Origin of the sequence: Streptomyces sp. NPDC091209 (assembly GCF_044757755.1) — a bacterium.
GTDB lineage: Bacteria > Actinomycetota > Actinomycetes > Streptomycetales > Streptomycetaceae > Streptomyces.
Window position 1 is genome coordinate 373,332 of sequence record NZ_JBIVVR010000007.1, and the last position, 23,539, is coordinate 396,870.

18 protein-coding genes and 2 pseudogenes are annotated in these 23,539 nt (G+C 69.6%); 14 read left to right on the forward strand and 6 right to left on the reverse strand.

Annotation, left to right across the window (positions count from 1 at the left end; genetic code table 11):
- Window positions 1-147: 147 nt before the first annotated feature.
- The 5 genes from yajC (at window position 148) to ACIQRL_RS22645 (ending at window position 7,016) form a co-directional block, all read left to right on the forward strand.
- Window positions 148-669 carry a preprotein translocase subunit YajC gene (yajC, locus tag ACIQRL_RS22625; RefSeq protein ID WP_401334130.1) on the forward strand — a complete coding sequence of 174 codons (522 nt, stop codon included), beginning with the start codon at window positions 148-150 and terminating at the stop codon, window positions 667-669.
- 141 nt (window positions 670-810) lie between these two features.
- Window positions 811-2,568, forward strand: a complete 1,758-nt coding sequence (gene secD / locus ACIQRL_RS22630; RefSeq protein WP_401334133.1) for a protein translocase subunit SecD — start codon at window positions 811-813, stop codon at window positions 2,566-2,568.
- A 1-nt stretch (window position 2,569) separates the two neighbouring features.
- Entirely contained in the window at window positions 2,570-3,685 is a 1,116-nt protein-coding gene (gene secF, locus ACIQRL_RS22635; RefSeq protein WP_401334136.1) for a protein translocase subunit SecF, read from the forward strand.
- A complete protein-coding gene (locus tag ACIQRL_RS22640; RefSeq protein WP_401334139.1) occupies window positions 3,682-4,221 on the forward strand; it encodes an adenine phosphoribosyltransferase in 540 nt (179 codons plus the stop codon). The genes secF and ACIQRL_RS22640 overlap by 4 nt, the downstream gene beginning before the upstream one ends.
- A 230-nt stretch (window positions 4,222-4,451) precedes the next feature.
- A complete protein-coding gene (locus ACIQRL_RS22645) occupies window positions 4,452-7,016 on the forward strand; it encodes a RelA/SpoT family protein (protein WP_401334141.1) in 2,565 nt (854 codons plus the stop codon).
- Between the two features lie 144 nt (window positions 7,017-7,160).
- Here ACIQRL_RS22645 and ACIQRL_RS22650 read toward each other — a convergent pair whose 3' ends face one another.
- Both ACIQRL_RS22650 and ACIQRL_RS22655 read right to left on the reverse strand, forming a co-directional pair.
- On the reverse strand, window positions 7,161-8,390 hold the full coding sequence (locus ACIQRL_RS22650) for a DUF349 domain-containing protein (RefSeq protein WP_401334144.1): 1,230 nt from the start codon (window positions 8,388-8,390) through the stop codon (window positions 7,161-7,163).
- Between the two features lie 134 nt (window positions 8,391-8,524).
- A complete protein-coding gene (locus tag ACIQRL_RS22655; RefSeq protein WP_401334146.1) occupies window positions 8,525-9,355 on the reverse strand; it encodes a peptidylprolyl isomerase in 831 nt (276 codons plus the stop codon).
- A 180-nt stretch (window positions 9,356-9,535) separates the two neighbouring features.
- On the opposite strand from ACIQRL_RS22655, the gene ACIQRL_RS22660 reads away from it, so the two are divergent.
- A complete protein-coding gene (locus ACIQRL_RS22660; protein ID WP_401334149.1) occupies window positions 9,536-10,243 on the forward strand; it encodes an MBL fold metallo-hydrolase in 708 nt (235 codons plus the stop codon).
- 12 nt (window positions 10,244-10,255) lie between these two features.
- Window positions 10,256-11,518 (forward strand): histidine--tRNA ligase, encoded by a 1,263-nt coding sequence (hisS, locus tag ACIQRL_RS22665; protein ID WP_401334151.1) that lies wholly within the window; start codon window positions 10,256-10,258, stop codon window positions 11,516-11,518.
- A 238-nt stretch (window positions 11,519-11,756) separates the two neighbouring features.
- On the opposite strand, the gene ACIQRL_RS22670 is transcribed toward hisS, so the two are convergent.
- Window positions 11,757-12,602, reverse strand: a complete 846-nt coding sequence (locus ACIQRL_RS22670; protein WP_401334154.1) for an ABC transporter permease — start codon at window positions 12,600-12,602, stop codon at window positions 11,757-11,759.
- Window positions 12,599-13,465, reverse strand: a complete 867-nt coding sequence (locus ACIQRL_RS22675) for an ABC transporter ATP-binding protein (protein WP_401334157.1) — start codon at window positions 13,463-13,465, stop codon at window positions 12,599-12,601. The genes ACIQRL_RS22670 and ACIQRL_RS22675 overlap by 4 nt, the downstream gene beginning before the upstream one ends.
- Before the next feature lie 139 nt (window positions 13,466-13,604).
- Here ACIQRL_RS22675 and ACIQRL_RS22680 point away from each other — a divergent pair, with 139 nt between their 5' ends.
- The 3 genes from ACIQRL_RS22680 (at window position 13,605) to rpsD (ending at window position 16,612) form a co-directional block, all read left to right on the forward strand.
- The gene (locus tag ACIQRL_RS22680) at window positions 13,605-14,240 is read left to right on the forward strand and encodes a vitamin K epoxide reductase family protein (RefSeq protein WP_401334160.1); all 636 of its coding nucleotides are present in this window, start codon (window positions 13,605-13,607) and stop codon (window positions 14,238-14,240) included.
- A gap of 78 nt (window positions 14,241-14,318) precedes the next feature.
- Entirely contained in the window at window positions 14,319-15,674 is a 1,356-nt protein-coding gene (locus ACIQRL_RS22685; protein ID WP_401334162.1) for a replication-associated recombination protein A, read from the forward strand.
- A gap of 323 nt (window positions 15,675-15,997) precedes the next feature.
- On the forward strand, window positions 15,998-16,612 hold the full coding sequence (rpsD, locus tag ACIQRL_RS22690; protein WP_328556643.1) for a 30S ribosomal protein S4: 615 nt from the start codon (window positions 15,998-16,000) through the stop codon (window positions 16,610-16,612).
- 39 nt (window positions 16,613-16,651) lie between these two features.
- Here rpsD and ACIQRL_RS22695 read toward each other — a convergent pair.
- A pseudogene (locus tag ACIQRL_RS22695) lies at window positions 16,652-18,822 on the reverse strand (ATP-binding protein).
- Window positions 18,823-18,983: 161 nt separating this feature from the next.
- Here ACIQRL_RS22695 and ACIQRL_RS22700 point away from each other — a divergent pair.
- From ACIQRL_RS22700 to ruvX, 4 genes are read left to right on the forward strand one after another with little or no spacing between them, the layout of a single operon-like run.
- On the forward strand, window positions 18,984-19,418 hold the full coding sequence (locus ACIQRL_RS22700; protein ID WP_261702773.1) for a DUF948 domain-containing protein: 435 nt from the start codon (window positions 18,984-18,986) through the stop codon (window positions 19,416-19,418).
- Window positions 19,419-19,425: 7 nt separating this feature from the next.
- On the forward strand, window positions 19,426-19,797 hold the full coding sequence (locus tag ACIQRL_RS22705; protein ID WP_401334165.1) for a DUF6167 family protein: 372 nt from the start codon (window positions 19,426-19,428) through the stop codon (window positions 19,795-19,797).
- Window positions 19,797-22,469 (forward strand): alanine--tRNA ligase, encoded by a 2,673-nt coding sequence (gene alaS / locus ACIQRL_RS22710; protein ID WP_401334168.1) that lies wholly within the window; start codon window positions 19,797-19,799, stop codon window positions 22,467-22,469. Before ACIQRL_RS22705 ends, alaS begins: the two co-directional genes overlap by 1 nt.
- Before the next feature lie 13 nt (window positions 22,470-22,482).
- Window positions 22,483-22,947: a Holliday junction resolvase RuvX gene (gene ruvX / locus ACIQRL_RS22715; protein ID WP_401334171.1), complete on the forward strand. Its 465-nt coding sequence runs from the start codon at window positions 22,483-22,485 to the stop codon at window positions 22,945-22,947.
- Here the strand turns inward: ruvX and ACIQRL_RS22720 are convergent.
- Window positions 22,940-23,539 (reverse strand): annotated as a pseudogene (locus ACIQRL_RS22720) (hypothetical protein); the annotation flags it as partial. The gene ruvX and the pseudogene ACIQRL_RS22720 sit on opposite strands and share 8 nt — an antisense overlap.

A 23,539-nucleotide genomic window follows, 5' to 3' on the forward strand; every position in this document is an offset into this window, starting at 1 on the left:
CGGGGCAGGAACCCCGGTGCCATGCTGAGCGTTGTTCCCTGAGTGCGGACTCGCTTAGACTCCGCCGATGCCGCTCCTGTCGACGGCATACATACCCCCATCCAGCAGGCCGCTCACCTTTGCGGTCGAAGAAGGAAGTCCCGACCCGTGAGTCCAGTGACCCTCCTCCCGTTCATCGTGCTCATCGGGGCCATGTTCCTGATGACCCGGTCGGCCAAGAAGAAGCAGCAGCAGGCGGCTTCCATGCGCAACGAGCTGCAGCCCGGCTCCGGCGTGCGCACGATCGGTGGTATGTACGCCACAGTCAAGGAGGTCAACGAGGACACGGTCCTCCTTGACGCTGCCCCGGGTGTGGACCTGCTCTTCGCGAAGAACTCGATCGGTGCCGTCCTCACGGACGACGAGTACAACCGCATCGTTCACGGCATCGAGCACGACCTGAAGGCCGACGGCAGCATCGTGCCGGACGACGCCTCCTCCCTCACCGAGACCGACGAGCCCGCCGCCGACGCCTCTTCCGACGCCTCCGACGACAAGCCCCTCGACCTCGGTAAGAAGGACGCGGCGGACAAGCCGGCCGACGAGGTCGTCGAGGCGAAGGCCGACCAGGCCTCCGACGCCGACGAAGCAGAGCCGAAGAAGACCGACGGCGAGGCCGACGCGAAGTAGTCACGGCCCGGGAGTGCGGCGCGACCCGCTCGCGCCCAGCACCTCCCGGGACGTGCTGTTCTCGCACGGAGTCCCGACACCATGGCATGGCCGTCCACGCGCTCACCCGGCGCAGGGCGGCCCGAGAGGGAGTACGAGAAGGTGGCAGCACCGAAGAAGGGCCGGAGCGCGAGCGCCCAGAGCAGGCCGGGGCGCTCGCTGGCCCTGATCTTGATCGCCATCGCGGCGCTCACCGGGGGGATGTTCGCCTCCGGGCACACCACCCCGCGTCTCGGCATCGATCTCGCCGGCGGCACGAGCATGACGCTCACGGCGAAGAACGAGCCGGGCCAGCCCAACGCGATCAACAAGACCAACATGAACACAGCGGTCGACATCATGAACCGCCGTGTCAACGGTCTCGGCGTCTCCGAGGCCGAGGTTCAGACCCAGGGATCCGACAACATCATTGTCAACATCCCCAAGGGAACGAACTCCAAGGAGGCCCGCGACCAGGTCGGCACCACCGCCAAGCTCTACTTCCGTCCCGTGCTGGCCACCGAGGTCTCCGGGGCCGGCGCGTCGGCCAGCCCGTCGCCGAGTGCCTCCAAGAGCGCCTCCGGCAAGTCCACGGACAAGGCGACCTCGTCCTCCTCGCCCTCCGCGACTGCGTCGGCCTCCGCCACCACCCAGGGCCGCGCGGTCACCGACGCGCTGAAGGCGGGTTCCTCGCCGTCGGCCAGCGCCTCCCCGAGCTCCTCGGCCTCCTCCAGCGCCGCTCCCTCCGCGAGCGCCAGCGTGGACCCCGCGACCGCCAAGCTGCAGTCCGAGTACGCCGCGCTCGACTGCTCCGACAAGGCGGCCCGTGCCACGGCCGGTGTCGGCGCCAAGCCGACCGAGCTGACCGTGGCCTGTGGCAAGAGCTCCTCGGGCCAGTGGCAGAAGTACGTGCTCGGCCCGGCCGAGGTGTCCGGAACGGACATCAAGAAGGCCGCCGCCGTCTTCGACACGCAGAGCGCCGCGGGCTGGAAGGTCACCATGGACTTCACGTCCGGTGGCTCCAAGAAGTTCGCCGACATCACCGGCAAGCTCGCCAAGAACCAGACCCCGCAGAACCAGTTCGCCATCGTCCTCGACGGTGAGGTCGTCTCCGACCCGTACGTCAGCCAGGCGCTGACCGGCGGCAACGCGGAGATCTCGGGAAGCTTCAGCCAGACCGAGGCGCAGTCGCTGGCCAACATGCTGAAGTACGGCGCGCTGCCGCTCAGCTTCAAGCTGTCCAGCGAAACCACCGTGACCGCCGCCCTCGGTGGCGAGCAGCTGCACGCCGGACTGATCGCCGGCGCCATCGGCCTCGCCCTGGTCGTCCTCTACCTGGTGATCTACTACCGCGGCCTGTCGGTCATCGCCATCGCCTCCCTGGGCATCTCCGCGATCCTGACCTACGTGCTCATGGCGCTGCTCGGCCCGGCCATCGGCTTCGCGCTGAACCTGCCGGCCGTGTGCGGTGCGATCGTCGCGATCGGTATCACCGCGGACTCGTTCATCGTCTTCTTCGAACGCATCCGGGACGAGATCCGCGAGGGCCGTTCCCTGCGGCCCGCCGTCGAGCGTGCCTGGCCGCGTGCCCGGCGCACCATCCTGGTCTCCGACTTCGTGTCGTTCCTGGCCGCCGCGGTGCTCTTCATCGTCACCGTCGGCAAGGTCCAGGGCTTCGCGTTCACCCTCGGTCTGACCACCGTGCTCGACGTCGTCGTCGTGTTCTTCTTCACCAAGCCGCTGATGACCCTCCTCGCCCGCAGGAATTTCTTCGCTGAGGGCCACAGCTGGTCCGGCCTCGACCCGAAGCGACTGGGCGCCAAGCCGCCGCTGCGCCGCACCCGTCGCGCGTCCGCCCCCGTCGACACGAAGGAGGCGTGAGATGTCGAAACTCGGCACCCTCGGCGCCCGGCTCCACCGCGGCGAGATCGGCTACGACTTCGTCGGCAAGCGCAAGATCTGGTACGGCATCTCGATCCTGATCACCATCACGGCCATCCTCGGCCTGACGGTGCGCGGCCTGAACATGGGCATCGAGTTCCAGGGCGGTGCCGTCTTCACCACCGGCAAGTCCAGCGTCTCGGTGACCCAGGCGGAGACGTACGCGAAGGAGGCCTCCGGCCACGACGCGGTCGTCCAGAAGCTCGGCAACGGCACCCTGCGCATCCAGATCGCCGGTATCGACACCGACAAGTCGGACACGATCAAGGACAAGCTCGCCACGGACTTGAATGTCAAGGCCGACGACATCAACGCCGACCTGGTCGGCCCCAGCTGGGGTGACCAGATCGCCAACAAGGCCTGGGAGGGCCTGGCGATCTTCATGGTCCTGGTCGTGATCTACCTGGCCATCGCGTTCGAGTGGCGCATGGCCATCGCCGCGCTGGTCGCCCTGATCCACGACATCACCATCACGGTCGGCATCTACGCCCTGGTCGGCTTCGAGGTCACCCCGGGCACCGTGATCGGTCTGCTGACGATCCTCGGTTACTCGCTCTACGACACGGTCGTCGTCTTCGACAGCCTCAAGGAGCAGACCAAGGACATCACCAAGCAGACCCGCTGGACCTACAGCGACGTCGCCGACCGCTCCATCAACAGCACCCTCGTGCGTTCCATCAACACCACGGTGGTCGCGCTGCTGCCGGTCGCCGGCCTGCTGTTCATCGGTGGCGGCGTCCTCGGCGCGGGCATGCTCAACGACATCTCGCTGTCGCTGTTCGTCGGCCTCGCGGCCGGCGCGTACTCCTCGATCTTCATCGCCACGCCGCTCGTCGCCGACCTCAAGGAGCGCGAGCCGCAGATGAAGGCCCTGCGCAAGCGGGTCCTCGCGAAGCGTGCCCAGGCGGCCGCCCAGGGCGAGTCCCTGGACCAGCGGGTCGGCGAGTCGTACGAGGACGACGAGCCGGACGACGTCACCCCGGCGGTCGTCGGTCCCCGCAACCAGCCCGCGTCCCGCACCCGCGGCCGCGGCCGGCCCTCGGGGAAGCGCCGATGACCGGCATCCAAGAGCTGCTGTTCAGCCGTATCCGTGACGTGGCCGACTACCCGGAGCCGGGGGTGATGTTCAAGGACATCACCCCGCTCCTGGCCGACCCGGCCGCGTTCGGCGCGCTGACCGGCGCCCTGGCGGACATCGCGGTGAGCAACGGAGCCACCAAGATCGTCGGTCTGGAGGCCCGTGGCTTCATCCTCGGAGCGCCGGTCGCCGTCCGGGCCGGGCTCGGCTTCATCCCCGTGCGCAAGGCGGGCAAGCTCCCCGGAGCGACCCTGTCGCAGGCGTACGACCTGGAGTACGGCTCCGCCGAGATCGAGGTGCACGCCGAGGACCTGAGCGTGGCCGACCGCGTGCTGGTCGTCGACGACGTCCTCGCCACCGGCGGCACCGCCGAGGCCTCGCTCCAGCTCATCCGCCGGGCGGGCGCCGAGGTCGCGGGCGTCGCCGTGCTGATGGAGCTCGGCTTCCTGGGCGGCCGCGGCCGTCTGGAGCCGGCCCTGGCCGGGGCTCCCCTGGAGGCGCTCCTGACGGTCTGAGGACCGCGCGCGGCATCCCGGGGGTACAGCCGCCGGAGAGGCTCGCGAAAGTCCTGAGACACCCGTAGGACACCGTGGAGGCGGGCCCGGAGGAATCCGGCGCCCGCCTCTGGCGTTGATTCCGTACGAGGCCGCCCCCGGCGGCCGACAGCGAGTCCGGCGCGAAGGATCGCTACCATGGGGTTTCCGGAGCCTGACCGGGGGACCCGGATCGCGCACGAGGAGCCCTCTTGCCAGACGAGGCCCAGCCACTCGCCCCCAGCGCGGAACGCCTGGGGCGAACCGCCTCCACCCAGCCCGAGCCCGCCCCGGGCCCGGCGGAGACGCCCGCACGGAACGTCGCGAGCGGGCCGGTCGAGCACGCCCAGGCCGCGCCCGAGGACACGGCGGCCGAGCAGCCACGTCCCAAGCCGGCCTCGCCCGAGCGCCCTGCGACCACCCCCGCGGTCCGTCCCGCGGCAGGTCAGCCCTCGCGTTCCGGCGGCTCCTCCAACCGCGTCCGCGCCCGGCTCGCCCGTCTCGGCGTCCAGCGCTCGAACCCGTACAACCCGGTTCTGGAGCCGCTGCTGCGGATAGTGCGCAGCAACGACCCCAAGATCGAGACGGCGACGCTCCGGCAGATCGAGAAGGCGTACCAGGTCGCCGAGCGCTGGCACCGCGGCCAGAAGCGCAAGAGCGGCGACCCGTACATCACGCACCCGCTCGCCGTCACCACCATCCTCGCCGAGCTGGGCATGGACCCGGCGACGCTCATGGCCGGTCTCCTGCACGACACCGTCGAGGACACCGAGTACGGCCTCGACACCCTGCGCCGCGACTTCGGCGACCAGGTCGGCCTGCTCGTCGACGGTGTCACCAAGCTGGACAAGGTCAAGTTCGGCGAGGCCGCCCAGGCCGAGACCGTGCGCAAGATGGTCGTCGCCATGGCCAAGGACCCCCGCGTCCTGGTCATCAAGCTCGCCGACCGCCTGCACAACATGCGCACCATGCGCTACCTCAAGCGCGAGAAGCAGGAGAAGAAGGCGCGCGAGACCCTGGAGATCTACGCGCCGCTCGCCCACCGCCTGGGCATGAACACCATCAAGTGGGAGCTGGAGGACCTCGCCTTCGCGATCCTCTACCCCAAGATGTACGACGAGATCGTGCGCCTGGTCGCCGAGCGCGCCCCCAAGCGCGACGAGTACCTCGCCATAGTGACCGACGAGGTCCAGTCCGACCTGCGCGCGGCCCGGATCAAGGCGACCGTCACCGGCCGTCCGAAGCACTACTACAGCGTCTACCAGAAGATGATCGTCCGCGGCCGTGACTTCGCGGAGATCTACGACCTGGTGGGCATCCGCGTCCTCGTGGACACCGTCCGCGACTGCTACGCGGCACTCGGCACCGTGCACGCGCGATGGAACCCGGTCCCCGGCCGGTTCAAGGACTACATCGCGATGCCGAAGTTCAACATGTACCAGTCGCTGCACACGACGGTCATCGGCCCCAACGGCAAGCCCGTCGAACTCCAGATCCGTACGTTCGACATGCACCGCCGCGCCGAGTACGGCATCGCCGCGCACTGGAAGTACAAGCAGGAGACCGTCGCCGGCTCCTCCAAGATCCGCACCGACGTGCCCCGGGCGGCCAAGGGCAGCGCCGGCCAGGACACCGTCAACGACATGGCGTGGCTGCGCCAGTTGCTCGACTGGCAGAAGGAGACCGAGGACCCCAGCGAGTTCCTGGAGTCTCTGCGCTTCGACCTGTCGCGCAACGAGGTCTTCGTCTTCACGCCGAAGGGCGACGTCATAGCGCTCCCGGCCGGTGCGACGCCGGTGGACTTCGCGTACGCGGTCCACACGGAGGTCGGCCACCGGACCATAGGAGCACGGGTCAACGGCCGGCTCGTACCGCTCGAATCCACCCTGGACAACGGTGACCTGGTGGAGGTCTTCACCTCCAAGGCGGCCGGCGCGGGCCCCTCCCGCGACTGGCTCGGCTTCGTGAAGTCGCCGCGCGCCCGCAACAAGATCCGCGCCTGGTTCTCCAAGGAACGCCGCGACGAGGCGATCGAGCACGGCAAGGACGCCATCGCCCGCGCGATGCGCAAACAGAACCTGCCGATCCAGCGCATCCTCACCGGCGACTCCCTGGTCACGCTCGCGCACGAGATGCGCTACCCCGACATCTCCTCGCTGTACGCGGCGATCGGCGAGGGCCATGTCACGGCCCAGAGCGTCGTCCAGAAACTCGTCCAGGCGCTCGGCGGCGAGGAGGCGGCCTCCGAGGAGATCGACGAGTCCGTACCGCCCGCGCGGGGCCGCGGCCGCAAGCGGCGCAGCAACAACGACCCCGGCGTGGTCGTCAAGGGCGTCGACGACGTGTGGGTCAAGCTCGCCCGGTGCTGTACGCCGGTGCCGGGTGACCCGATCATCGGATTCGTCACGCGTGGCAGCGGCGTATCGGTGCACAGGAGCGACTGCGTCAACGTCGACTCGCTCTCGCGAGAGCCCGAACGCATTCTCGAGGTCGAGTGGGCGCCCACCCAGTCCTCGGTCTTCCTGGTCGCCATACAGGTCGAGGCCCTGGACCGGTCCCGGCTCCTGTCGGACGTCACCCGCGTCCTGTCCGACCAGCACGTCAACATCCTGTCCGCTGCCGTCCAGACCTCACGCGACCGTGTCGCCACCTCCCGGTTCACCTTCGAGATGGGCGACCCCAAGCACCTGGGACACGTCCTGAAGGCCGTAAGGGGCGTGGAGGGCGTCTACGACGTGTACCGCGTGACATCGGCCCGCAGGCCCTCCGAGGCCTGACACCCGCCGTCTTGCCCGGCCACCCGGCCGGGCACCGCGGTCGGCGCACGGACGGGGGCACAGACGTGAAGGGGCTCCCGTACGGTGCGTACGGGAGCCCCTTCACGTGGTGTCCGGCGGATCAGCCGCCGAACAGCTGTCCGATCAGCCGCCGAACTCCTGAAGCCCCTTCAGAGCCTGGTCCAGCAGCGCCTGACGGCCGTCCAGCTCGCGCTGGAGCTTGTCGGCCTTCGCGGTGTTGCCCGCGGAGCGCGCCGCCTCGATCTGGCCCTGGAGCTTGTCCACCGCGGCCTGCAGCTGACCGGTCAGACCCTCGGCACGCGCGCGTGCCTCCGGGTTCGTCCGGCGCCACTCGGTCTCCTCCGACTCCTGCAGAGCCCGCTCCACCGCGTGCATCCGGCCCTCGACCTTCGGGCGGGCGTCGCGCGGCACGTGGCCGATGGCCTCCCAGCGCTCGTTCAGGGAACGGAAGGCCGCACGGGCCGCCTTCAGATCCTGAACCGGGACGAGCTTCTCGGCCTCCTCGGCCAGCTCCTCCTTGAGCTTCAGGTTCTCCGTCTGCTCCGCGTCGCGCTCGGCGAAGACCGAGCCGCGCGCCGCGAAGAACACGTCCTGGGCGCCGCGGAAGCGGTTCCACAGGTCGTCCTCGTGCTCGCGCTGGGCGCGGCCCGCGGCCTTCCAGTCCGCCATCAGCTCGCGGTACCGGGCCGCGGTCGGGCCCCAGTCCGCCGAAGCGGACAGCGACTCGGCCTCGGCGACCAGCTTCTCCTTGGTCTTGCGGGCCTCCTCGCGCTGCGCGTCCAGCGACGCGAAGTGCGCCTTGCGCCGCTTGGAGAACGCCGAACGGGCATGCGAGAAGCGGTGCCACAGCTCGTCGTCCGACTTGCGGTCGAGTCGCGGCAGCCCCTTCCACGTGTCCACCAGCGCGCGCAGCCGCTCACCGGCCGCCCGCCACTGGTCGCTCTGCGCCAGCTCCTCGGCCTCGACGACCAGCGCCTCCTTGGCGTGCCGCGCCTCGTCGGACTGCTTGGCCCGCTGGACCTTGCGTTCCTCACGACGCGCGTCGACCGTCTCGACGAGCTTGTCCAGCCGTACCTTCAGCGCTTCCAGATCGCCGACCGCGTGGTGGGCGACCACCTGCTCGCGGATGTGATCGATGGCGGTCTGGGCGTCCTTCGCCGAGAGGTCGGTGGTCTTCACTCGCTTTTCGAGGAGGCCGATCTCGACCACCAGGCCCTCGTACTTGCGCTCGAAGTAGGCCAGCGCCTCATCGGGGGAGCCGGCCTGCCAGGAACCGACGACCTGCTCGCCGTCGGCCGTACGCACGTACACGGTCCCCGTCTCGTCGACGCGGCCCCACGGGTCGCTGCTCACAGCGCCTCCTCCACATGATGCCTGTGTGGGGCGTCGCGCCCCCTGGCATCGTCCACAGTTTCGTCACGGCCAACATAGGCGACCGGCAGGGCGGCTGTCCGCATCCCGCGCGACCGAAATTCAGCAGCTGGCGGTCAGGATTTCGTCACGGTCATCTTGTTGATGACCACGGTCGCGTTGGGTGCGCCGTCGCCCTGGCCCGTACTCTCGCCGGCGGCCGCGATCTTCTTCAGGACCGTCATGCCGGACTTGGAAATAGTTCCGAACGGTGTGTAACTGGGCGGAAGCTGACTGTCCTGGTAGACCAGGAAGTACTGGCTGCCGCCGGTGTGCTTCTGGCCGGTGTTGGCCATGGCGATCGTGCCGGCCGGGTACACGCCGCCCTTGAGCGCCTTGTCCTTCAGATTCTCGTCCGGGATCGTGTAGCCGGGACCGCCGGAGCCCTGGGCCGTCGGGTCACCGCACTGCAGCACGTAGATGCCGTTCGTGGTGAGCCGGTGGCACTTGGTGTGGTCGAAGTAACCCTTGCCGGCCAGGAAGTCGAACGAGTTCACCGTGTGCGGGGCGGCCGACGCCTTGAGGGCGATGTCGATGTCACCGCAGGTGGTCGCCATCTTCATGGTGTAGGCCGCGGACGTGTCGATGGTGACCGCCGGCTCCTTCTTCCACGTGAGCGTCTTCACCGAGCCCGCGGCGGGCTTCGCGCACGGATCGGGCGCCTTGCTCGGCGCGGCGCTGGGCGACGCGCTCGGCGTCACCTCCGCGCCCGCGTTGGCCTTCTTGCCGTCGCTCTTGAAGACCCCGGTCGCGTAGGCCGTCGCACCGCCCGCGACGACCACGCCGACGACCGCCGCGATCACCGCGTTGCGTGTATGGGTCTTGCGTCGTGCCGATGTGCGGCGCTGCTGCTGTCGCAAGAACTTCTCCCGGGCGAGCTGACGCCGCCGCTGTTCCTGGCTGACCACCGGGTTTCTCCTCGTGCGTCTCGTACGTCGTGTGGGACGCGTGCGTCTCGTGAGCCGACCGCCTGCGTGTGCCCCGTACCGTATATGGGTTCGCTGAGGAATCGGCAGCGCCGGTAGGCTCTGATCCACAGCCAACCGCCCCGTACGACACCAGCGCGTACGCCACCACGAAGGACGATCGTGCTCATTGCCGGGTTCCCCGCCGGGGCCTGGGGGACCAACTGTTACCTGGTCGCCCCCGCCGCGGGTGAGGAGTGCGTGATCATCGACCCGGGCCATCAGGCCGCCCAGGGAGTCGAGGACGCCCTCAAGAAGCATCGGCTCAAGCCCGTCGCGGTCATCCTCACCCATGGCCACATCGACCACGTCGCCTCGGTCGTCCCGGTGTGCGGGGCGCACGACGTGCCGGCCTGGATCCACCCCGAGGACCGCTACATGATGAGCGACCCCGAGCGGGCGCTCGGCCGGTCCATCGGAATGCCGCTGATGGGCGAGCTGACCGTGGGGGAGCCCGACGACGTGCGGACGCTGACCGACGGCGCGGAGCTGAAGCTGGCGGGCCTCGACCTGTCCGTCGCGCACGCGCCGGGCCATACGAAGGGGTCGGTGACGTTCCGGATGCCCGAGAGCGCGGACATCCCGTCCGTGTTCTTCTCCGGGGATCTGCTCTTCGCCGGCTCCATCGGACGCACCGACCTGCCGGGCGGCGACATGGACGAGATGCTCGACTCGCTGGGCCGCGTGTGCCTGCCGCTCGACGACTCGACCGTGGTGCTGTCCGGCCACGGCGCCCAGACGACCATCGGCCAGGAGCGCGCCACCAACCCGTATCTGCGGCAGGTGGCCGCCGGCCAGGGAGCCTCGCCTGCTCCCCGACGAGGAATGTGACGAGAGACCTTCGTGAGTACTTTCCAGGCCCCCAAGGGCACGTACGACCTCATTCCGCCGGACAGCGCCAAGTACCTCGCTGTCCGCGAGGCCATCGCCGCGCCGCTGCGCAACTCCGGCTACGGCTACATCGAGACTCCCGGTTTCGAGAACGTCGAGCTGTTCGCGCGCGGTGTCGGTGAGTCCACCGACATCGTGACCAAGGAGATGTACGCCTTCGAGACCAAGGGCGGCGACAGGCTCGCCCTGCGTCCGGAGGGCACCGCCTCCGTGCTGCGCGCGGCTCTGGAGGCCAACCTGCACAAGGCGGGCAACCTCCCCGTCAAGCTCTGGTACTCGGGCTCGTACTACCGCTACGAGCGTCCCCAGAAGGGCCGTTACCGCCACTTCTCCCAGGTGGGCGCCGAGGCGATCGGAGCCGAGGACCCGGCGCTCGACGCCGAGCTCATCATCCTGGCGGACCAGGCGTACCGCTCACTGGGCCTGCGGAACTTCCGCATCCTGCTGAACAGCCTGGGCGACAAGGAGTGCCGTCCCGTCTACCGGGCCGCGCTGCAGGACTTCCTGCGCGGTCTGGACCTCGACGAGGACACGCTGCGCCGTGCGGAGATCAACCCGCTGCGGGTGCTCGACGACAAGCGCCAGGACGTCCAGAAGCAGCTCGGCGGGGCGCCGTTGCTGCGCGACTACCTCTGTGACGCCTGCAAGGCGTACCACGAGGAGGTGCGTGACCTGATCACGGCCGCGGGCGTCTCCTTCGAGGACGACCCGAAGCTGGTGCGCGGTCTCGACTACTACACGCGCACCACCTTCGAGTTCGTGCACGACGGTCTCGGCTCGCAGTCCGCGGTCGGCGGCGGTGGCCGTTACGACGGGCTGTCCGAGATGATCGGCGGACCCGAACTGCCGTCCGTCGGCTGGGCGCTGGGCGTCGACCGTACGGTGTTGGCGCTGGAGGCGGAGGGCGTGGAGCTCGAACTCCCCGCGGCCACCAGTGTGTTCGCGGTGCCGCTCGGGGAGGAGGCCCGCCGTGTGCTCTTCGGCGTGGTCACCGAGCTGCGCAGGGCCGGTGTCGCCGCCGACTTCTCGTACGGCGCGAAGGGGCTCAAGGGCGCGATGAAGAACGCGAACCGCAGCGGGGCCCGCTTCACGGTCGTCGCCGGTGAGCGTGATCTCGCCGAAGGCGTCGTGCAGTTGAAGGACATGGAGTCCGGGGAGCAGACGGCCGTCGGAGTCGGCGAGATCGTTGCCGACCTGCGGTCCCGCCTGGGCTGAACAGGGCTCGTCCCGGCCGGGGTTCAGTCCCCGGGACCGCCTGCCCGAACGCTGGAGGGGCTGACATCCGTCAGCCCCTCCAGCGTCAGGGGGAACCGCCGGGCTGGAGCCTCACTCCGGCGACCCGAAGCGCATCGCGCTCGTCACCGCGGCGGTCCGGTCCGCCACCCCCAACTCCTCGGTGCCCCACAGCAGATGGGGCACCGGGCGGTGAGGGGAGGGGGCGCGGTCGGAATTGTCATCCGTCGCGCCGGCTCTTCCAGCGAAAAGTCAGCAGACACAGCAGTAGTCCGCCGACGCACCACGCCCCGAGCACCAGGGCGATCCGCCCGAACTCCCAGTCGCCCGCCTGCTCCAGGACCTTGGCGGAGTCGGGCAGGAACACTCCGCGCAGCCCCTGGCACATCCACTTGAGCGGGAACAGGGCGCCGATGTTCAGCATCCAGTCCGGGATGGTGTCGACGGAGATGTAGACGCCTGAGATGAACTGGAGGACCAGGAACGGCAGGACGACCACCGAGGTGGCGCTCCGGCCCGACTTCGGGACCGAGCTGATCGCGATGCCGAGCAGGGCGCAGGCGGTGAGGCCCAGGACGAAGATCCAGCCGAAGTCCGCCCACTTGGCGAGGTCCGAGGGCAGGTCGACGTCGTACAGGGTGGTGCCGACGAGAAGCAGGATCGCCGTCTCCAGGGCGCCGGTCACGAGAACCAGCCATATCTTGCCGAAGAAGTACGCGGCCGGCGGCATCGGTGTGCCGCGCAGCCGGCGCAGCACCTTCTCGTCCCGCTCGATCGCGATCGAGATGCCGAGGGACTGGAAACTGGTCGACATGATGCCCGCGGCCATCATCGCCGGGACGTACAGCTGGGAGGCGGTGATGCCCGCGCCCTTCACGTCGTTGCTGAAGATCGACGCGAACAGGAACAGGAAGACGACCGGGAAGGCGAAGGTGAACACCACCTGGTCGCGCTGGCGGAAGAACTGCCTGATCTCCAGAGCACCACGCCGCAGTCCCAGGCCCCACGCGCCGGGCAGCCGCCCGTCCGCGGTCTTCGATCGCAGGCGTACGTCGGTCGTGGTCATCGCGCGTCCTCCAGGCCGGTCAGTCGCAGATAGACGTCCTCCAGAGTCGGGCGGCTCACCCGGAGTCCCGGGATCTCCCCGTCGAAGCGGTGCGTGAGCTCGGCGACCGTCCTGGTGGGGGTGTCCGTGCGCTCGCTGCGCGGGCTGCCGTCGGCCTCCGTCCACTCGACCGTGGCCTCGGTGCCGAAGCGCTCGCGCAGCGCGGCCGGTTCGCCCTCGGCGACGACCCGGCCCCGCGCGATGACCGCCAGCCGGTTCGCGAGGGCTTCCGCCTCCTCCAGGTAGTGCGTGGTCAGGAGGATGGTGGTGCCTTCGCCGGCCAGTTTGCGGATCAGGTCCCAGAACTGCCGTCGCGCTGCCGGGTCGAAGCCGGTGGTCGGCTCGTCCAGGAGCAGCAGTTCGGGGCCGCCGATCACGCCAAGGGCCACATCGAGCCGTCGGCGCTGACCGCCCGACAGGGACTTGATCCTGCTGCCCGCCTTCTCCTCCAGGCCGACCAGGCCGATGACCTCCTCGGGATCACGGGGATTCGGGTAATAACGTGAGAAATGCCGCACCGTCTCGCCGACCGTCAACTCGGCGGGCGCGGATTCGTCCTGCCAGACGATTCCGACGCGTGAGCGCCACGCGCGCGTGCCCGTCGCCGGGTCCGAGCCGAGCACCGAGACCTCGCCCGCGTCCCGACGGCGATTGCCCTGAAGGATCTCCACGGTGGTGCTCTTGCCCGCGCCGTTCGGTCCGAGCAGACCGAACACCTCGCCCTGCCGGATGCCGAGATCGATGCCGTCGACGGCGGTGACGTCCCCGTACTGCTTGCGCAGCCCCCGTACGTCCACCGCGAGTTGGTCCGCGTGTGTTGTCATGCCGACGAGCCTCCCCCAGAACCGAACGCTCCGGGACGGCCGCGCGTACTTTCTTATGTCCACCGAACGGTGGGCAGGCGGGCGCGTGCGGCACAATGAGCCTGCCCCCAGGCCCCTTCGAAGCTACGGAAACGGCGTGATGAGCAAGACGACAGTCAACGACGTCCCGACCGACCTGGAACGCCCCGCCGCTCCCCGGACGGCCGGCGGCAGTCGTGCCCTCGCCCTGCTGCTGGTGATCACGGGCGCCGCCGGTCTTCTGGCCGCGTGGGTCATCACGATCGACAAGTTCAAGCTGCTGGAGAACCCGAACTTCGTGCCCGGGTGCAGCCTGAACCCGGTCGTCTCCTGCGGCAACATCATGAAGAGCGCCCAGGCCTCGGCCTTCGGCTTCCCGAACCCCATGATGGGGCTCGTCGCCTACGGCATCGTGATCTGCGTCGGTGTGAGCCTGCTCGCGCGGGCCACCTACCCGCGCTGGTACTGGCTGACGTTCAACGCCGGCACGCTCTTCGGGGTCGCGTTCTGCACCTGGCTCCAGTTCCAGTCGCTGTACCGGATCAACTCGCTCTGCCTCTGGTGCTCCCTGGCCTGGGTCGCCACGATCACCATGTTCTGGTACGTGACCTCCCTCAACGTCCGCAACGGCTTCCTGCCCGCCCCGCGCTGGATGAAGAGCTTCTTCGGCGAGTTCACCTGGGTCCTGCCGACGCTGCACATCGGCATCATCGGCATGCTGATCCTGACCCGCTGGTGGGACTTCTGGACCAGCTGACGGGCCTGCGGGGATCGCCGGACCGGCTGACTGACGGCCCTGCGGGGATTGTCGGCGGCCCCCGGTAGGGTTCTTGACGTGGAGCCCGACCTGTTCACCGCCGCGGCAGAAGAACGCCAGGAGAAGGACCCGTCCAGCAGTCCCCTGGCGGTGCGGATGCGCCCGCGCACCCTCGACGAGGTCGTGGGGCAGCAGCATCTGCTGAAGCCGGGCTCGCCCCTGCGCCGACTCGTCGCCGAGGGGAGCGGAGGCCCGGCCGGACCGTCCTCGGTGATCCTCTGGGGCCCGCCGGGCACCGGAAAGACGACCCTCGCGTACGTCGTCTCCAAGGCCACCGACAAGCGCTTCGTGGAGCTCTCCGCGATCACCGCGGGCGTCAAGGAGGTCCGCGCGGTCATCGAGGGCGCCCGCCGCGCCACCGGCGGCTACGGCAAGGAGACCGTCCTCTTCCTGGACGAGATCCACCGCTTCAGCAAGGCCCAGCAGGACTCCCTGCTCCCGGCCGTGGAGAACCGCTGGGTGACGCTGATCGCCGCGACCACCGAGAACCCGTACTTCTCGGTGATCTCGCCGCTGCTCTCCCGCTCCCTGCTCCTCACCCTCGAACCCCTCACGGACGACGACCTGCGCGCCCTGCTGCGCCGGGCACTCACCTCCGAGCGCGGTCTGAAGGAAGCCGTCGCCCTGCCCGGGGACGCCGAGGAGCACCTGCTGCGGATCGCCGGCGGTGACGCCCGGCGCGCCCTGACCGCCCTGGAGGCCGCGGCCGGCGCGGCCCTCGACAAGGGCGAGCCGGAGATCACCCTCCAGACGCTGGAGGAGACGGTCGACCGCGCCGCCGTGAAGTACGACCGCGACGGCGACCAGCACTACGACGTGGCGAGCGCCCTCATCAAGTCCATCCGCGGCTCCGACGTGGACGCGGCCCTGCACTACCTGGCCCGGATGATCGAGGCGGGCGAGGACCCCCGCTTCATCGCCCGCCGCCTGATGATCTCCGCGAGCGAGGACATCGGCCTCGCCGACCCGAACGCGCTGCCCATAGCCGTCGCGGCCGCCCAGGCCGTCGCGATGATCGGCTTCCCGGAGGCCGCGCTCACCCTCAGCCACGCCACGATCGCCCTCGCCCTGGCCCCGAAGTCCAACGCCGCGACCATGGCCATCGGCGCCGCCATGGAGGACGTGCGCAAGGGCCACGCGGGTCCGGTGCCGACGCATCTGCGCGACGGGCACTACAAGGGCGCGGCCAAGCTCGGGCACGCGCAGGGCTATGTGTACCCGCACGACCTGCCCGAGGGCATCGCGGCCCAGCAGTACGCGCCCGAGGAGCTCGCGGACCGGGAGTACTACACGCCCACCCGGCACGGCGCGGAGGCGCGCTACGCCGACGCGGTGCAGTGGACCCGCAAGCGCCTCGGTAGAGGGCGGTCGTGAGCACCCTGTAACATGTCTCGAAGCGCTGCGTCCCGCGTCCGGCTCCGGTCGGCATCACCCAACGGGACATGCAGCCGGAACCCCGACACCGTACTCGTACGACGAGGGGATCCAGGAGCGTCGCGCACCGTCGAAGGTGTCGCGGGCTGCCCACCACCACCCGGTTTCCGGGAACGGTCGGTGGGCTACTCGTGTGCTGCACGTAGTGCCCAGACCAGGGAGCGGCTGCCCGGCAGGCCCATCAGGGCCCGCAGGGTTTCCCAGGCTGCGGATGCGACCTCCTTTAACCCGGGTGAGCCGGAATAAGGAAAGAGAAACAGACAGTGGCGAATCAGTCCCGCCCCAAGGTCAAGAAGTCGCGTGCGCTCGGTATCGCGCTGACCCCGAAGGCCGTCAAGTACTTCGAGGCCCGCCCCTACCCGCCGGGCGAGCACGGCCGCGGCCGCAAGCAGAACTCGGACTACAAGGTCCGTCTGCTGGAGAAGCAGCGTCTGCGCGCGCAGTACGACGTGTCCGAGCGCCAGCTCGTCCGCGCCTACGAGCGTGCCGCCAAGACGCAGGGCAAGACCGGTGAGGCTCTGGTCATCGAGCTGGAGCGTCGTCTCGACGCGCTGGTCCTTCGTTCGGGCATCGCCCGCACGATCTACCAGGCCCGCCAGATGGTCGTTCACGGTCACATCGAGGTCAACGGCCAGAAGGTCGACAAGCCCTCGTTCCGCGTCCGTCCCGACGACGTCGTGATGGTCCGCGAGCGCAGCCGCAGCAAGACGCTGTTCGAGGTTTCCCGCGCGGGCGGCTTCGCCCCCGACGGTGAGACCCCGCGCTACCTCCAGGTGAACCTCCCGGCCCTGGCCTTCCGCCTGGACCGTGAGCCGAACCGCAAGGAGATCCCGGTGATCTGCGACGAGCAGCTCGTCGTCGAGTACTACGCCCGCTGATCTTCCGACAGCGGACGCGGTACCACCTGCGCGTCAGTGTCAGCCCGTCGTCTCCCCGCCCTTCGCGGTGGGCGAGACGGCGGGCTTTCGCGTGTCCGGGGGCAGCCTGCGAGGCGACGGCACCGCCCCGAGCGGCGGAGCCCCGGCCCCCTTCAGCGCACGGGCGACCGCCGCGTCCCGCCCCAGCAGCTCTCCCGCCCGTACGCACTCCTCGTACCGCTCGTCGCCCAGTTGCTGCCGGGAAAGGGCCGCACAGCGCTCGTGCGGCGCGTTGTAGTACGCCGAACCGAACAGGGGCAGGCCCACGGACGGCCACATCCGCGACGCCGCCCCCTGGAGCAGCGCGGCCTCGGCGGGATCGCCCTCCACCGCCGTGACCAGGGCGAGCAGCTCGACCGCGAGGACGGCACCGAGCAGATCGTGGAAGCCGTCCGCGATGACGAGCCCCTGCTCCAGCAGACTCCGGGCCCGCGCCTGATCGCCCTCGGCCTGCGCCTCGTACGCGAGGACGTACAGCGCGTACGCCAGCGCCCAGCGTTCCCCGTGGTCCTCGCAGACCCTGCGGACGTCCTCGCACAGCTTCACCGCGCCCGGCAGATCGCCCTGGAACGCGAGTGCCATCGCCAGTTCGACCTGGCCCATCAGCACGTTGCTGTGTTGAGCTCGCCGATCTCGTGATAGCGGTCCAGCGCCGAGCGCAGCAGGGCCTCGGCGCGCGCCATGTCGTCCGTGACCAGGGCCAGACAGCCGGTGCGATGCTCGGCGTACGCGACCGCGACGGCGTTCTCGGAGCGCTCCGCCTCCTCGCGGCACTCCTGGAGCGCGGACAGCGCGGGCACCGAGTCCCCCTGGAGGACCGCCACATGGCCGAGCACCCACAGGGCCTTCAGCCGCGACTGGTCACGGTCGCCGTCGAGTTCGACACTGCGCTCCAGCCAGTGCCGGCCCTCGGAGAGCCGGCCGCAGCCGACCCAGTAGAACCACAGCGCGCCCGCCAGATACTGGCCCAGATGCGCCTCGTCCGGTTCGGTGAGCGAGTACTCCAGCGCGCAGCGCAGATTCGGCAGTTCCGTCTCGACGCGTGCCGCGACCTCGCCCTGGCGCGGCGAGAACCAGTCCAGCTCGCACCAGGTGGCCAGGCCCATGTACCAGTCGCGGTGCCGGCGGCGCAGCCGCTCCGCGTCGCCCGTCGCCGCCAGCCAGTCCGCGCCGTAGGCCCGGACCGTGTCCAGCATCCGGTAGCGCACCCCCGCCGTGGTGTCCTCGCGTGAGAGCACCGACTGCGCGAGCAGCTCGCCGAGCACGTCGAGGACGTCGTCGGCGTGCAGTCCGTCTCCGCTGCACACGTACTCGGCGGCCTCCAGGTCGAACTGCCCGGCGAACACCGACAGGCGCGACCACAGCAGCCGTTCCCCCGGTGTGCACAGCTCGTGGCTCCAGCCGATCGCCGTCCGCAGCGTCTGGTGCCGGGGCGGCGCGTCGCGCCCGCCGCCGGTCAGCAGCCGGAACCGGTCCTCCAGACGGGCGAGGAGCTGCGCGGGCGAGAGGGCGCTGAGGCGTCCCGCCGCCAGCTCCAGCGCCAGCGGGATTCCGTCCAGGCGCCCGCACAGCTCCTCGACGGCGGAACGGTTCCCCTCGTCCAGCGCGAAGCCGGGTACCCGGGCCGCCGCCCGGTGCGCGAACAGCTCCACCGCCTCAGCCGGTTGCAGCGGGGCCAGCGGGAACACCCGCTCGCCCCCGACGTCCAGCGGCCTGCGGCCCACGGCCAGCACCCGCAGCCCGGACGCCCGCCGCAGCAACTCGCCCACCAGCGAGGCGCTCACGTCCACCAGGTGCTCGAAACCGTCCAGGACCAGGAGGAGCCGGCGCCCGGCCAGATGGTCGAGCAGCATCTGGCGCGGCGGCTTCGCCGTGTGGTCCTTCAGACCGAGCGCCTCGGCCACCGCGTACTCGACGAGTTCCGGGTCGTGCACCGCGGACAGGTCCACACACCACACCCCGTCGCGTACCTCCGTCCGGGCCGCCGCGTGCGCCGTGAAACGGGTCTTGCCGACGCCCCCCATGCCCGTGACGGTGACCAGGCGGACCGTCTCCAGCACCTCGGCCAGCCGTGCGAGTTCGGTGGCGCGGCCCACGAACGCGTCGAGTTCCAGGGGCAGATTGCCGGGTGTCGCAGGACCGGAGCGCCGGGCGCGGTGAGAACGCTGCATGAGATACGGAGCGTACTGAGCCATAAGCATTCCGTACAATCGCTTCGGGCAACTCCACACCCCGGAGCCGTGAAATGCGGTACGGAGCCCCGGCCCCGGCGCGATAGGCTCGGGTGACGACTTTTCGATGTCCAGGCACACAGTCAGGGAGCGGGTGCACAGTGTCCGGTGGTGAGGTGGCCGGGATCCTGGTGGCCGTCTTCTGGGCGATCCTGGTCTCCTTCCTCGCCGTCGCGCTGGTGAGGCTGGCCCAGACGCTCAGGGCGACCACCAAGCTCGTGGCGGACGTGACCGACCAGGCCGTCCCGCTCCTGGCGGACGCCTCCGCGGCGGTGCGCTCCGCGCAGACGCAGATCGACCGGGTCGACGCCATCGCGTCGGACGTCCAGGAGGTCACGTCGAACGCCTCGGCGCTGTCGACGACCGTCGCCTCCACGTTCGGCGGCCCGTTGGTCAAGGTCGCGGCGTTCGGCTACGGCGTGCGCCGGGCCATCGGAGGCCGTCGAGAGAATGTGCCCGACAAAGCGTCCCGGCGTACCGTGATCGTGGGCCGCACCGTCCCGTCCGCGCGGCGGGGAAAGCGGAAGAAGGACTGACGCAGCGATGTTCCGCCGTACGTTCTGGTTCACCGCAGGCGCAGCCGCGGGTGTATGGGCCACCACCAAGGTCAACCGCAAGCTCAGGCAGCTCACCCCCGAGAGCCTGGCGGCCCAGGCCGCCAACAAGGCGATCGACGCGGGCCACCGGCTCAAGGAGTTCGCGCTCGACGTCCGCGACGGGATGGCCCAACGAGAGGCCGAACTCGGCGAGGTGCTCGGCCTGAACGAGCACCCGGACTCCGAACTGCCCCCGCAGCGCCGTACCGCCGCGATCGGCGACACACAGCGGCCCGGCATCGAGCAGCTCGGCAACAACAAGCAGATCAAGTACATCGAGAACACGACGTACTCGTACAACCGGAATGAGGACCACTGATGGAGTCGGCTGAAATCCGCCGCCGCTGGTTGAGCTTCTACGAGGAGCGCGGTCACACCGTCGTCCCTTCGGCGTCGCTCATCGCGGACGACCCGACTCTGCTCCTGGTCCCCGCCGGCATGGTCCCCTTCAAGCCGTACTTCCTCGGCGAGGTCAAGCCGCCGTGGTCGCGCGCCACCAGCGTGCAGAAGTGCGTGCGCACACCCGACATCGAAGAGGTCGGCAAGACCACGCGGCACGGCACGTTCTTCCAGATGTGCGGCAACTTCTCCTTCGGCGACTACTTCAAGGAAGGCGCCATCACCTACGCCTGGGAGCTGCTCACCTCGCCCCAGGACAAGGGTGGTTACGGGCTCGACCCCGAGCGCCTGTGGATCACGGTCTACCTCGACGACGACGAGGCCGAGTCCATCTGGCGCGACAAGATCGGCGTCCCGGCCGAGCGCATCCAGCGGCTCGGCAAGAAGGACAACTACTGGTCCATGGGCGTCCCGGGTCCCTGCGGCCCGTGTTCCGAGATCAACTACGACCGCGGTCCCGAGTTCGGCGTCGAGGGCGGCCCGGCCGTCAACGACGAGCGGTACGTGGAGATCTGGAACCTGGTCTTCATGCAGTACGAGCGCGGCGAGGGCATCTCGAAGGACGACTTCGAGATCCTCGGCGACCTGCCCAGCAAGAACATCGACACCGGCCTCGGCATGGAACGCCTCGCCATGATTCTGCAGGGTGTGCAGAACATGTACGAGATCGACACCTCCATGGCCGTCATCAACAAGGCCACCGAGCTGACGGGTGTCGAGTACGGCGCCGCCCACGGCTCCGACGTCTCGCTGCGCGTGGTCACCGACCACATGCGCACCTCCGTGATGCTCATCGGTGACGGCGTGAGCCCCGGCAACGAGGGCCGCGGCTATGTGCTGCGCCGCATCATGCGCCGCGCCATCCGCAACATGCGCCTGCTCGGCGCCACCGGACCGGTCGTCAAGGACCTCATCGACGTCGTGATCGCGATGATGGGCCAGCAGTACCCGGAGCTGGTCACCGACCGGCAGCGGATCGAGACCGTGGCCCTCGCCGAGGAGGCCGCCTTCCTCAAGACGCTGAAGGCCGGCACGAACATCCTCGACACGGCCATCTCCGACACCAAGGACTCCGGCGGCAAGGTCCTCGCCGGCGACAAGGCCTTCCTGCTCCACGACACCTGGGGCTTCCCGATCGACCTCACCCTCGAAATGGCCGCCGAACAGGGCCTGTCGGTGGACGAGGACGGCTTCCGCCGTCTGATGAAGGAGCAGCGGGACAAGGCCAAGGCCGACGCCCGCGCCAAGAAGACCGGCCACGCCGACCTCGGCGCCTACCGTCAGATCGCCGACGCCGCCGGAGAGACCGACTTCATCGGCTACGACCGGACCGAGGCCGAGTCGACGGTCGTCGGCATCCTCGTCGACGGTGTCTCCTCCCCGGCCGCCACCGAGGGCGACGAGGTCGAGATCGTCCTCGACCGCACCCCGTTCTACGCCGAGGGCGGCGGCCAGATCGGTGACACGGGCCGCATCCGGGTCGACACCGGTGCCGTCATCGAGATCCGCGACTGCCAGAAGCCCGTCCCCGGCGTGTACGTCCACAAGGGCGTCGTCCAGGTCGGCGAGGTCACCGTCGGCGCCAAGGCCCAGGCCACCATCGACGTACGCCGTCGCACGGCCATCGCCCGCGCCCACTCGGCCACGCACCTCACGCACCAGGCGCTGCGCGACGCCCTCGGCCCGACGGCCGCCCAGGCCGGTTCCGAGAACCAGCCCGGCCGTTTCCGCTTCGACTTCGGCTCGCCGTCCGCCGTCCCGACGGCCGTGATGACGGACGTCGAGCAGCAGATCAACGAGGTGCTCGCCCGCGACCTGGACGTGCACGCCGAGATCCTGAGCCTCGACGAGGCCAAGAAGCAGGGCGCCATCGCCGAGTTCGGCGAGAAGTACGGCGAGCGCGTCCGCGTCGTGACCATCGGCGACTTCTCCAAGGAACTGTGCGGTGGCACGCACGTGCACAACACCTCCCAGCTCGGCCTGGTCAAGCTGCTCGGTGAATCGTCCATCGGCTCGGGCGTGCGCCGCATCGAGGCCCTGGTCGGCGTCGACGCGTACAACTTCCTCGCCCGTGAGCACACGGTCGTCGCCCAGCTCCAGGAACTGGTCAAGGGTCGCCCGGAGGAGCTTCCGGAGAAGGTCTCCGCCATGCTCGGCAAACTGAAGGACGCCGAGAAGGAGATCGAGAAGTTCCGCGCGGAGAAGGTCCTGCAGGCCGCCGCCGGTCTCGTCGATTCCGCCAAGGACGTCAACGGAGTGGCCCTGGTCACCGGCCAGGTCCCTGACGGCACGGGCGCCGACGACCTGCGCAAGCTGGTCCTCGACGTGCGCGGCCGCATCCAGGGTGGACGCGCCGCCGTGGTGGCGCTGTTCACCGTCGCGGGCGGCAAGCCGCTGACGGTCATCGCCACCAACGAGGCCGCCCGCGAGCGCGGCCTGAAGGCCGGCGAACTGGTCCGCGCGGCCGCCAAGACCCTCGGCGGCGGCGGTGGCGGCAAGCCGGACGTCGCCCAGGGCGGCGGCCAGAACGCCTCCGCCGTCGGTGAGGCCATCGACGCGGTCCAGCGCCTCGTCGCCGAGACGGCCAAGTAAGAAATCGGTGGAGATGCGCAGAGGACGTCGGCTCGCGATCGACGTCGGGGACGCCCGGATCGGGGTCGCCTCGTGCGACCCCGACGGGATCCTCGCGACACCGGTGGAGACGGTCCCGGGACGTGACATCCCGGCCGCCCACCGCCGGTTGCGGCAGCTCGTCGAGGAGTACGAGCCGATCGAGGTCGTCGTCGGGCTCCCTCGCTCCCTCAAGGGGGGCGAGGGTCCCGCCGCGGTCAAGGTCCGCGCCTTCGCCCAGGAGCTCGCGGAAGGGATCGCTCCTGTTCCGGTACGGCTCGTGGATGAGAGGATGACCACAGTGACCGCCGGTCAGGGGCTGCGCGCAGCGGGCGTGAAATCGAAGAAGGGCCGGTCGGTCATCGACCAGGCGGCGGCCGTCATCATTCTGCAGCAGGCGCTGGAATCCGAACGGGTGTCAGGTAAGTCGCCCGGCGAGGGCGTCGAAGTGGTCATCTGATCGCGATACGGTAACGTTCCGCCCGATGCGATGGCGTTCGAACAGCCCTCGCACAGCAAAGAGGCGGACGGGAGCCGAGCCATGAGCCGGCCGCTGCCGGCTCGCGGCTCGTAGGGGATCGATGACTGAGTATGGCCGGGGCCCTGGCTCCGAACCGTGGCATCCGGAGGACCCGTTGTACGGGGACAGCGGATGGGGCGGACAGGCCGCCGACGGCCAGTCCGCCTACGACGGCGGCCAGCCGCAGCCCTATCAGCAGCAGGCGCAGCAGTACGGCGACCAGGGTCAGCAGCAGTTCAACGGTCAGGGTCAGCAGTACCCCGGTCAGGGTCAGCAGCAGTACGGCAATCAGGGTCAGCAGCAGTACCCGGGTCAGGGCCAGCAGCAGTACGGCGACCAGGGTCAGCAGCAGTTCAACGGTCAGGGTCAGCAGTACCCCGGTCAGGGTCAGCAGCAGTACGGCAATCAGGGTCAGCAGCAGTACCCGGGTCAGGGTCAGCAGCAGTACGGCGACCAGGGTCAGCAGCAGTTCAACGGTCAGGGTCAGCAGTACCCCGGTCAGGGTCAGCAGCAGTACGGCAATCAGGGTCAG

Coding starts and splice junctions, on each gene's coding strand:
- secF (WP_401334136.1), top strand. CDS start 2,570: ATGTCGAAACTCGGCACCCTCGGCGCCCGGCTCCACCGCGGCGAGATC.
- ACIQRL_RS22640 (WP_401334139.1), top strand. CDS start 3,682: ATGACCGGCATCCAAGAGCTGCTGTTCAGCCGTATCCGTGACGTGGCC.
- ACIQRL_RS22670 (WP_401334154.1), bottom strand. CDS start 12,602: ATGACCACGACCGACGTACGCCTGCGATCGAAGACCGCGGACGGGCGG.
- ACIQRL_RS22675 (WP_401334157.1), bottom strand. CDS start 13,465: ATGACAACACACGCGGACCAACTCGCGGTGGACGTACGGGGGCTGCGC.
- ACIQRL_RS22680 (WP_401334160.1), top strand. CDS start 13,605: ATGAGCAAGACGACAGTCAACGACGTCCCGACCGACCTGGAACGCCCC.
- ACIQRL_RS22705 (WP_401334165.1), top strand. CDS start 19,426: ATGTTCCGCCGTACGTTCTGGTTCACCGCAGGCGCAGCCGCGGGTGTA.
- alaS (WP_401334168.1), top strand. CDS start 19,797: ATGGAGTCGGCTGAAATCCGCCGCCGCTGGTTGAGCTTCTACGAGGAG.
- ruvX (WP_401334171.1), top strand. CDS start 22,483: ATGCGCAGAGGACGTCGGCTCGCGATCGACGTCGGGGACGCCCGGATC.